Raw genomic sequence first — 10440 nt, 5'->3', positions numbered from 1 at the left:
GGTGTGGGGTGTTGCTCGTGGTGGGGGTGTCGCGTCATCGCGACTGGGCGGGTCGAGCTGTTGGGGGGTGTGGGCTGGTTGTCGAGTTGCCCTAACCCAACGGAGCCGTTCCCCGCGCGGGGAACGGCTCCGTTGAGTTCGGGATCAGTGCAGGGTGGCGACCGCGCGGTCGAACTCCCAGAAGGCCCTGAGGGCCTGGATGCGGCCCTCGTCGTTGACGCGGTAGGAGAAGACGCCTTCGGCGTCCATCGCCGAGCCGTCGGGCAGGTGGGTGGTGATCGTGCCGGTGTTGGCGACCTCGCTGCCGCAGGCGAAGGAGTCGTCGATGTGGAACTCGATGCGCTCGGCCTGGGCGATCGCGGTCTCCCAGAACGCCGAGATCCCCTCGCGCCCGTGATGCCCCTGGCCGTCGGGGTCGAACACCGACGGTCCCACCGGGTCCTCCACCACCGCGTCGGAGGCGAACAGCGCGAGCCATTCGTCCTTCGCGCCCCGCGACACCGCGTCCATCGACGCCATGGCGGCGTCGCGGGCGGGATGCGGCTCGCGGGTCGCCTTCCAGTGCACTCCGCTCATCTCCGGCCTCCTCAGACGTTCTCGATGACTTCGGCGGCGAACTTGCGGATGGAGTCCTTCTTGGCCTCCAGCGGGGCGTCGAAGCCGTGCCCGTCGAAGATCCACGGCACCACGATCGCGTCGGTGACGCCCACCTCGGCCTGCTCGCGGTAACCGTCGACGCCGAACCGGTCGATGCACACCGCCTGGATCTCGAAGGGCACGTCGGCGCGGTCGCAGGAGGCCCGCAGCTCGCCGAGCCGGTCGATCGTCTCCCGGAGCTCGGAGAGCTTCATCATCGCCGAGGCCCAGCCGTCACCCACCCGCGCGGCGCGTTTGAGCGCCGGCTCGGTGTGCCCGCCGACGTAGATCGGCATCGGCTCGGACGGCGCGGGGGAGATCTGCAGCTTGTCGAAGTCGAAGAACTTCCCGTGGTACTCCACCATCCCGCCGCCGAGGATCAGCCGGATGATCTCGATCATCTCGTCGACCCGCGCGCCGCGCTTGGCGTATGGCGCGCCGCACCACTCGAACTCCTCCGGCGCCCAGCCCAGCCCGAGCCCGAGGCCGAAGCGGTTGCCGGTCATCGACGCGACCGAGGCCAGTTGCCGGGACAGCAGGACCGGGTTGCGCGGGCCGAGCTTGAGCACCGAGGTGTAGAATCGCAGCCGCGAGGTCGCCGCGCCCATCGCCGCGGTGGCGATCAGCGGATCCACCCACGGCGTGTCGGCGTCCCACATCCGGGACCCGTCGGGCGTGTAGGGGTACTCGGCGGAGACCTTCTCGGAGTAGAACAGCGAATCCGGCAGCGCGACCGAGGCGAACCCGCACTCCTCGGCGGTGCGGGCGAGCTCGACGAGCTGGTCCAGCGGCGTCATCGCCACCGACATCGTGAACTTCATCTAGGCTCCCGGTTTGTTCGATCCGACGACCCACATGGAGAAGTACTGCGAACCGCCGCCGTAGGCGTGGCCGAGCGCGATCCGGGCTCCGTCGACCTGGTTCTCCCCGGAATCGCCGGTGACCTGGCGCGCCGCCTCGGCGAAGCGCAGCAGACCGGAGGCGCCGATCGGGTTCGAGGACAGCACCCCGCCCGAGGGGTTGACCGGGATGCGCCCGCCGATGGCGGTCTCGCCCGCCTCGGTGAGCTTCCAGCCCTCGCCCTCGGCGGCGAAACCGAGGTTCTCGAGCCACATCGGCTCGAACCACGAGAACGGCACGTAGATCTCGGCGGCGTCGACCTCGGTCAGCGGATCGGTGATCCCGGCCTGCTTCCACAGCGCCGCCGCCGCGTCCTTGCCCGCCTGCGGGTTGACCTGGTCGCGGCCGGCGAAGGTGGTCGGCTCGGTGCGCATCGCGGTGGCGTGGATCCACGCCGCTTTGCGGCCGTGCGCGCTGGCCTCGTCGCCGATGACCACCGCGCACGCCCCGTCGGAGGACGGGCAGGTCTCGTCGTAGCGGATCGGGTCCCACAGCATCTGCGAGGACATCACCGAATCCACCGTGATGTCGGGCTGCTTCAAGTGCGCGTAGGGGTTTCGCGAACCGTTGCGCCGGTCCTTGGCCGCCACCATCGCCCCGGTGTGCGTCGGCGCACCGGAACGGCGGATGTAGGAGCGCACGTGCGGCGCGAAGTAGCCGCCCGCTCCCGCCCCGACCGGCATGCTGAACGGCGGGACGATCGACAGCGCCCACATCGCGTTGGACTCGGACTGCTTCTCGAACGCCACCGCCAGCACGCGCTTGTGCACGCCGCCCTGCACCAGGCTCGCCGCCACGTTGCCGGTGGATCCGCCTACCGATCCCGCGGTGTGCACCCGCAGCATCGGTTTCCCGGTCGCGCCCAGCGCGTCGGCCAGGTGCAGCTCGGGCATCATCACGCCCTCGAACAGGTCCGGTGCCTTGCCGACCACCACCGCGTCGATGTCCGGCCAGTCCACCCCGGCGTCGGCCATCGCGCGGTCCACCGCCTCGCGGCACATCCCGGCCATCGAGACGTCCAGCCGCTTGCTGGTGTGGTGGGTCTGGCCGGTACCCAGCACGGCCGCCAACTGCTTGCCCATCAGGCTCGTCCCTCCATCACGCACACCAGGTTCTGCTGCAGCGCGGGACCGCTCGTCGCGTGCGCCAGCACCTTCCCGGCCCTGCCCTCGAAGACCTGCGTGGCCGCTTCACCGATCCGCGACAGCCCGGCCGCGAACATCGGGTTCCCGCACAGCGCCCCGCCCGAGGGGTTGACCGACACCGACTCGCCCAGCCCGAGCGCCCGGCGCAGCAGGATCTCCTGGTGGGTGAAAGGCGCGTGCAGCTCGGCGATCTCGACCCCGTCGGTGCCCAGCGCCGACCCGGCGGCCTCGGTGGAGGCCGAACGTCGCAGGTCGCGGGCGCCGAGGCTGCCGGACTCGATGCGGTGCTGGATCCCGCCGATGTAGGCGGGCCGCTCGCGGATCTCCCGGGCGCGCTCGGCGGAGGCCAGCACGACCACCGACGCCCCGTCGGTGATCGGCGCGCAGTCGTGCGCGCGCAGCGGATCGGCGAGGTAGGGCTCGGACAGCAGCTCCTGCGGGTCGAACGCCCCGGAGATCTGCGCGCTCGGGTTACCCTTGGCGGAAGCGCGGTTTCGCGCCGCGACCTCGGCCATGTCCTGCTCGGTGTAGTCCCCGGCGTCGAGCCCCATCCGGGCCTGCAGGCCGGCGATGCTCACCGAGTCCGGCCACAGCGGCGCGACCGAGTAGGGGTCGAGCTGCAGGGCCAGCGTGCGGCGCAGGTTCCCGGCCGAGGACTTGCCGAAGCCGTAGACCAGCGCGGTGTCCACCTCGCCGGTCTGGATCTTCACCCACGCCTCGAACAGTGCCCAGGCGGCGTCCATCTCGACGTGCGACTCGTTGATCGGCGGGACCGCGCCGATCGCGTCGATCGCGGCGATGAACGAGAAGGCGCGTCCGGCGAGGTAGTCCGACGATCCCGAGCACCAGAAGCCGATGTCGGACTTCGACAGCCCGGTCTGGGAGAAGACCTCCTGGAAGATGGGGACCAGCATCTCGACACCGTTCGTGGTGCCGTTGGTGGCGCGCACGTTCGGTGCCTGTGCGAAGCCGACGACGGCGACGTCAGTCATTCCAGCTCCTTCACAGGTGGTGGGCGTAGGTTTCGAACGCTGCGTCCGGTTCCCCGGTCGGTTCGAAGTGGTCGATGTTCTCCAGCGTGTGGCCCCACTGGTCGCGGGGTTTCCACGACGCCTTGACCCGCATGCCCATCCGCACCTGGTCGGCCTCGCAGCCCAGGACCAGGTGCAGGAAGGCGATGTCGGCGCCGTCGAGCAGGATGTAGGCGCCGACGTACGGGGGCTTGATGCGCTGGCCCAGGAACGGGACGTTGACGATGCAGAACGTCGTCACGATCCCGGTGTCGGGCAGCTCCACCTCCTCGACCGTGGGCACGCCGTCGGTGGGGCAGGCGCCGCGAGGCGGGATGTAGACCTTCGCGCACGCGGGGCAGCGCTGGCCCAGCAGCCGTCCCTCGGAGAGCCCCTCCAGGTAGCGGCTCTCCTCGGGGGAGGCGGAGTGGGTGTAGTCGAGGTTCACCGGCGTGGTCAGCATCGTCACCGGATCACCCCCGGCCGGTTCCAGCTGCTCGGTGGTGCCCGCGGGTTCGAAGCAGGCGATGTCGCGAATCCCGTTGCCGCGCTCGGCCGCCCAGCGGACCTGCACGCGCATCCCGGTGGAGATCGCCTCGGGGCCGGGCACGTCCACGGCGTGCAGCAGCGGGGTGTCGGCGCCGTCGAGGCGCACCAGCGCCCAGGCGAACGCGCGCTCCAGCGGCTGGCCGGGCAGCGGTTCGGGCATCCAGGTCCAGCTCACCACCGTGCCCTGGCTGCCGACTTCGACGAAGTCGTCCAGCGGGGCGGCGGTGTCCGGGTCGTATTCGATGGGCGGCACGTGCACCCGGCCGTCGCTGCCGCGCACGCCGATGATGCCGCCATCGCGCAGCGACGTGGCGAATCGGCCGTGCACGGTCCCGAGCGAACGGGTGTAGTCGAAGCCGATGTTGAGCGGGGCGCTGAGCGGTTCGGAGATCCCAGTCACACCCGAAGTGAAACATGTTCTCGCCATCCCGGCAATATCCGGTGCAGTATGGGAAGGGTCCGCGGGTGGCCGGGAAAGGGAGGTCCACAAGTGAAAGTAGGATTGCAGCTGGGGTACTGGGGTGCCGCTCCACCGCAGAACGCCCAAGAACTCGTTCTCGAAGCCGACCGGGTCGGATTCGACGCCGTCTTCGCTGCCGAGTCGTGGGGTTCGGACGCCTTCACGCCGCTGGCGTGGTGGGGCTCGGACACCCGCGAGGTCCGGCTGGGCACGTCGGTCGCGCAGATGTCGGCGCGCTCGCCGGCCTCCTGCGCGATGCACGCGCTGACCCTCGACCACCTCTCCGGCGGCCGCGCGATCCTCGGTCTGGGCGTCTCCGGGCCGCAGGTGGTGGAGGGGTGGTACGGCCAGCCGTTCGCCAAGCCGCTGGCCCGGACCAGGGAGTACGTCTCGATCGTGCGGCAGGTGCTGGCGCGCGAGGCGCCGATCCGCAACGACGGGCCGCACCACCGGCTGCCCTACGACGGCCCCGGTTCGCTGGGGCTGGGCAAGCCGCTCAAGCCCATCACCCACCCGCTGCGCGCGGACCTGCCGATCTGGCTGGGCGCGGAGGGGTCGAGGAACGTCGCGCAGACCGCCGAGATCGCCGACGGCTGGATCGCGGTCTACTACTCGCCCCGGGTCGGCCCGATGTACGAGGAGTGGCTCGCCGAGGGCTTCGCCCGCGAGGGCGCCCGCCGCACCCGCGAGGAGTTCGAGGTGGCAGCGACCTGCCAGGTCGTGGTCACCGACGACCCCGAGGCCGAGCGCGCCAAGCTCAAGCCGTCGGTGGCGCTCTACCTCGGCGGGATGGGGGCGCCGGGGATGAACTTCCACGCCGAGCTGTTCCGCCGGATGGGTTACGACGAGGCGGTTTCCGACATCGAGCGGCTCTTCGCCGCGGGTCGCCGCGAGGAGGCGGTGGCGGCGGTGCCGGACGAAGTGGTCGACGACGTGGCCATCATCGGCGACCGCGACCACGTCCGGGAGCGGATCGCGGTGTGGGAGAAGTCCGGCGTGGACGTGCTTCTGGTCGGCTGCCGCGACGTCGAGCACGTCCGGTCTGTCGCTGACGCGGTCCGGAACTGATATCTGTTCTCGTCATGAGCGGGATGCGGGACGGATTGTTCGAAGCCGGTTCGGTCCGCGACCTTGCTCGATAACTGCAACACGTTCTAGGTTTGTTCGGCTGGGGAAAGCTCACGCCGTCGACAGGAGTCCGCCGTGGCCGACATAGGACTGTGGAACATCGCCGACCAGCAGCCGAACCGCACGGCCGTGGTCTCGCCGGACGGTGGCTCGGTGACTTACGCCGAGCTCGCCGCCGCCGCCGACCGGTACGGCCGCGGGCTGCAGAGCATGGGACTGGAACCGGGCGACAGCATCGTGCTGATGCTGCCCAACGGCGCGGACCTGCTGGCCGCGTACTTCGCCGCGATCCAGACCGGGCTGTACGTGGTGACCGTGAACTGGCACCTGGTCGGTGCCGAGGTCGCCTACATCGTGGAGGACAGCGGCGCCAAGGCGTTCATCGCGCACGAGCGCTTCGCCGAGGCGGCCTCCGACGCCGCCGCGCGCAGCGGGCTGCCCAGCGCGGCGCGCTTCGCCGTCGGCGAGGTGCCGGGGTTCCAGCCGCTGGCGAACCTCGGCGCGGACGAACCCGCCAAGCGGCCCGACGTGCGCACCACGGGTTCGCCGATGCTCTACACCTCCGGAACCACCGGTCGCCCCAAGGGCGTGCGCAGGCCGCTGAGCGGTGCCGATCCGGACGACGTCCCGGCCGCCAACGCGTGGTTCTTCGGGGTGTTCGGGCTCAAGCCCTTCGACGACCACGTGCACCTGTGCGGATCGCCGCTGTACCACACGGCGGTGCTCAACTTCGTGAGCATCTCCATCCAGTTCGGGCACACGGCGGTGCTGATGGACCGCTGGGGCGCCGAGGAGATGCTGCGGTTGATCGAGCGGCACCGCGTCACGCACAGCCACATGGTCCCCACCCAGTTCCACCGGCTGCTGGCGCTGCCGCAGGAGACCCGCGAGCGCTACGACGTGTCCTCGCTGCGCACCATGATCCACGGTGCCGCGCCGTGCCCGCAGGAGGTCAAGCGCGCGATGCTGGACTGGTGGGGTCCCGTGGTCGTGGAGTACTACGCGGCCACCGAGGGCGGCGGCACGACGATCATGGCCGACGAGTGGCTGCGCAAGCCCGGTTCGGTGGGCAAGCCGTGGCCGGGTTCGGTGGTCAGCGTGCTCGGCGACGACGGCGAGGAGCTGCCGGCCGGTGAGATCGGCACCGTCTACATGCAGATGGGCGGCTCGACCTTCGAGTACCACAACGACAAGAAGAAGACCCGGGAAGCGCGGGTGGGCGACCTGTTCACCCTGGGCGACGTCGGTTACCTCGACTCCGACGGCTACCTGTACCTGTGCGACCGGCGCAACGACATGATCATCTCGGGTGGCGTGAACATCTACCCCGCGGAGATCGAGAACGCGCTGTCGGTGCACGACAAGGTCGCCGACGTGGCGGTGTTCGGCGTGCCGCACGACGACTGGGGCGAGGAGGTCAAGGCCGTCGTCCAGCCCGCGGAGGGCGTCGCCGCGGGCGATGAGCTGTCCGCGGAGCTGCTGGCCTACGCGAAGGAGCGGCTGGCCAAGTTCAAGGTGCCGCGCAGCATCGACTACATCGATGAGCTGCCGCGCGACCCCAACGGCAAGCTCTACAAGCGCAAGCTGCGCGACCCGTACTGGGAAGGCCGCGAGAAGGCCATCTGACCTGCGGTGATCGGTGCGCGACCGCGTGCGAGGCGGGAGTGTTCTCCCCGCACGCGGTTTCGTGCTGCCCATCGGGTTCTTCCATGGCGAACCGCCCGTTTCGCGGTAGCACTTCCGCCCCCTTGTCATAGGCGATAACACGTTCTACTTTTTTCGAGTGGCACTCAACATCGCAGATCTCTTCGAGCACGCAGTCGACATGGTCCCTGAGCGCGTCGCAGTGGTCTGCGGCGAGCGCCAGGTGACGTTCGCGGAACTGGAGCAGCGGTCCAACCAGCTGGCCCACCACCTCGCCGCCCAGGGCGTCGGTCCGGGCGCGCACATCGGTGTGTACTCCAGGAACTCAATCGAAGCGCTGGAGGCGATGCTCGCGGCGTACAAGCTGCGCGCGGTCGCGATCAACGTGAACTACCGCTACGTGCCCGCCGAGCTGCAGTACATCTTCGACAACGCGGACATGGTCGCGCTGGTCCACGAGCGGCGCTACAGCGACCACGTCGCCGAGGTGCTGCCGCAGGTTCCGGCGTTGAATCACGTTCTAGTGATCGAGGACGGTTCGGATGCCGACCACACTCGCTACGGCGGTGTGGAGTACGAGTCCGCGCTCGCCGCCCAGCGCGCCGACCGCGACTTCGCCGAGCGCAGCTCCGACGACCTCTACCTGCTCTACACCGGCGGCACCACCGGCATGCCCAAGGGCGTCATGTGGCGCCAGGAGGACGTCTGGCGCGTCCTCGGCGGCGGCATCGACTTCATGACCGGCGAGTACGTCAAGGACGAGTGGGAACTCGCCCGCACCGGCGCGGAAACCGGTGGCCTGGTGCGACTTCCGGCGGCCCCGTTCATCCACGGCGCGGCGCAGTGGGCCACCTTCGGCAACCTCTTCGCCTGCGCCACCACGGTCTTCGTCCCCGAGTTCGACCCCCACGAGGTGTGGCGGGCCGTGGAGCGCAACGGGGTCAACGTGCTGGCCATCGTCGGAGACGCGATGGCGCGCCCCATGATCGAGGCGCTCCACGAGGGCGACTACGACGCCTCCTCGGTGGTCGCGATCTCCTCCACGGCCGCGCTGTTCTCCACCTCGGTCAAGCACCAGTACCTCGACGCCCTGCCCCACGTGGTGATCACCGATGCCATCGGGTCCTCGGAGACCGGCTTCGGCGGCATCGGCATCGTCACCAAGGACGGCGTGCAGACCGAAGGCCCCCGCGTCACCGCCGACCGCAAGCTCATCGTCATCGACGACGACAACCGGCCGCTGGAGCCGGGAACCGGGGAGATCGGCTGGCTGGCCAAGACCGGGCACGTGCCGTTGGGCTACTACAAGGACCCGGAGAAGTCCGCCTCGGTGTTCGTCGAGGTCGACGGCACGCGCTACGTCGTCCCGGGGGACTACGCGCGGCTGGAGGCCGACGGCACGGTCACCTTGCTCGGTCGCGGCAACATGTCCATCAACACCGGGGGAGAGAAGGTCTTCCCCGAAGAGGTCGAGAGCGCGCTGAAGTCGCACCCCGACGTCTTCGACGTGCTGGTGGTCGGTGTTCCCGACGAGCGCATGGGCCAGCGCGTCGCCGCGCTCGTGCAGCCGCGCGCCGGTGCCGCGCCTAGCCTGGCCGAACTCGACGCCCACGCGCGCCAGGTCATCGCCGGCTACAAGGTGCCGCGCAGCCTGTGGCTGGTCGAGCAGATCACCCGTTCGCCCAGCGGGAAGCCCGATTACCCGTGGGCGCGCAAGCACACCGAGACCCACGAACCCACGGAAATCAACCAGCCCTCGCGGAAGTCCGCCGCGCGCTGAGAGGAACGTAGATGCGCACATCGCTTTGCGACACGCTCGGGATCGAACATCCCATCGTCGCGTTCACCCCGTCCGAGCACGTCGCGGCCGCCGTCAGCAAGGCCGGTGGGCTCGGCGTGCTGGGGTGCGTGCGGTTCAACGACCCCGACGAGCTCGACCGCGTCCTGGACTGGATGGACCAGAACACCGGCGGCAAGCCCTACGGCGTCGACGTCGTCATGCCTGCCAAGGTGCCCACCGAGGGCACCCAGGTCGACCTGGACTCGCTGATCCCGCCCGAGCACCGCGAGTTCGTCAACCGGACCCTCGACGAGCTCGGCGTCCCGGAACTGCCCGAGGACGAGAAGGAACGCGGCGGTGTGCTCGGCTGGCTGCACTCGGTGGCCCGCTCGCACGTCGACGTCGCGCTGCGGCACCCGATCTCGCTGATCGCCAACGCGCTGGGCTCGCCGCCGGTGGACATCATCGAGCAGGCCCACTCCCACGACGTCCTGGTCGCGGCGCTGGCCGGCAAGGCCGAGCACGCCCAGCGGCACGTCGACAACGGCGTGGACATCGTCGTCGCCCAGGGCCACGAGGCCGGCGGGCACACCGGTGAGATCGCCACGATGGTGCTGGTGCCGGAGATCGTCGACGCGATCGGCGGCCGTGCCCCGGTGCTGGCCGCGGGCGGCATCGGCACCGGACGTCAGATCGCCGCGGCGCTCGCGCTGGGTGCCTCGGGCGCGTGGATGGGGTCCTACTGGCTCACCACGGCCGAGTACGGCATGACGATGGGCGACTCGGTGACCCAGGAGGCGCTGCTGGCGGCGAACTCCAGCGACACCGTCCGCTCCCGCATCTACACCGGCAAGCCCGCCCGGCTGCTCAAGACCAAGTGGACCGAGGCGTGGGCGGCCCCGGACGCCCCGCAGCCGCTGCCGATGCCGCTGCAGAACATCCTCGTCAGCGACGCCCACCAGCGCATGATGCGAGCCAGCGACCCGCAGGCCGTCTCCATGCCGGTCGGCCAGATCGTGGGCCGCATGAACGAGATCCGCCCGGTAGCCGAAGTCTTCACCGACCTGCTCCGCGAAGTGGAGGAAACCTTCACCCGCCTCGACAAGCTCCGCTAACCCCAACCCCCCTGAAGCACCACGGCGAGGCCCTCTCCCCCAGAGGAGAGGGCCTCGCCGTGGTGCTTCAGGG

9 protein-coding genes are annotated in these 10440 nt (G+C 70.0%); 4 read left to right on the top strand and 5 right to left on the bottom strand.

What is annotated here, in order from left to right:
* Nucleotides 1-144: 144 nt before the first annotated feature.
* From E1181_RS30245 to E1181_RS30225, 5 genes are read right to left on the bottom strand one after another with little or no spacing between them, the layout of a single operon-like run.
* The gene (locus tag E1181_RS30245) at nucleotides 145-576 is read right to left on the bottom strand and encodes a nuclear transport factor 2 family protein (protein WP_132679822.1); all 432 of its coding nucleotides are present in this window, start codon (nucleotides 574-576) and stop codon (nucleotides 145-147) included.
* A gap of 11 nt (nucleotides 577-587) precedes the next feature.
* Complete coding sequence (locus E1181_RS30240; RefSeq protein ID WP_132679821.1) at nucleotides 588-1457, bottom strand: TIGR03619 family F420-dependent LLM class oxidoreductase; 870 nt, start codon at nucleotides 1455-1457, stop codon at nucleotides 588-590.
* Nucleotides 1458-2618 carry a thiolase domain-containing protein gene (locus E1181_RS30235; RefSeq protein WP_132679820.1) on the bottom strand — a complete coding sequence of 387 codons (1161 nt, stop codon included), beginning with the start codon at nucleotides 2616-2618 and terminating at the stop codon, nucleotides 1458-1460. It lies immediately after the preceding gene.
* Nucleotides 2618-3673 carry a thiolase domain-containing protein gene (locus E1181_RS30230; protein ID WP_132679819.1) on the bottom strand — a complete coding sequence of 352 codons (1056 nt, stop codon included), beginning with the start codon at nucleotides 3671-3673 and terminating at the stop codon, nucleotides 2618-2620. The genes E1181_RS30235 and E1181_RS30230 overlap by 1 nt, the downstream gene beginning before the upstream one ends.
* A gap of 10 nt (nucleotides 3674-3683) precedes the next feature.
* Complete coding sequence (locus E1181_RS30225) at nucleotides 3684-4667, bottom strand: Zn-ribbon domain-containing OB-fold protein (protein WP_132679818.1); 984 nt, start codon at nucleotides 4665-4667, stop codon at nucleotides 3684-3686.
* A 63-nt stretch (nucleotides 4668-4730) separates the two neighbouring features.
* Here E1181_RS30225 and E1181_RS30220 point away from each other — a divergent pair, with 63 nt between their 5' ends.
* From E1181_RS30220 to E1181_RS30205, 4 genes are all read left to right on the top strand, one after another.
* On the top strand, nucleotides 4731-5768 hold the full coding sequence (locus tag E1181_RS30220; RefSeq protein WP_132679817.1) for an LLM class F420-dependent oxidoreductase: 1038 nt from the start codon (nucleotides 4731-4733) through the stop codon (nucleotides 5766-5768).
* 135 nt (nucleotides 5769-5903) lie between these two features.
* Nucleotides 5904-7454, top strand: a complete 1551-nt coding sequence (locus E1181_RS30215; protein WP_132679816.1) for an acyl-CoA synthetase — start codon at nucleotides 5904-5906, stop codon at nucleotides 7452-7454.
* Nucleotides 7455-7611: 157 nt separating this feature from the next.
* Nucleotides 7612-9252: an acyl-CoA synthetase gene (locus E1181_RS30210; protein ID WP_165944793.1), complete on the top strand. Its 1641-nt coding sequence runs from the start codon at nucleotides 7612-7614 to the stop codon at nucleotides 9250-9252.
* Between the two features lie 11 nt (nucleotides 9253-9263).
* Complete coding sequence (locus tag E1181_RS30205) at nucleotides 9264-10367, top strand: NAD(P)H-dependent flavin oxidoreductase (RefSeq protein WP_132679815.1); 1104 nt, start codon at nucleotides 9264-9266, stop codon at nucleotides 10365-10367.
* Nucleotides 10368-10440: the final 73 nt, after the last annotated feature.

The sequence above is a fragment of the Saccharopolyspora terrae genome (assembly GCF_004348435.1).
GTDB classification, from domain to species: domain Bacteria; phylum Actinomycetota; class Actinomycetes; order Mycobacteriales; family Pseudonocardiaceae; genus Saccharopolyspora; species Saccharopolyspora endophytica.
The sequence above is the reverse complement of the archived record's forward strand: the minus strand, read 5'-3'. Positions and strand labels throughout refer to the sequence as shown.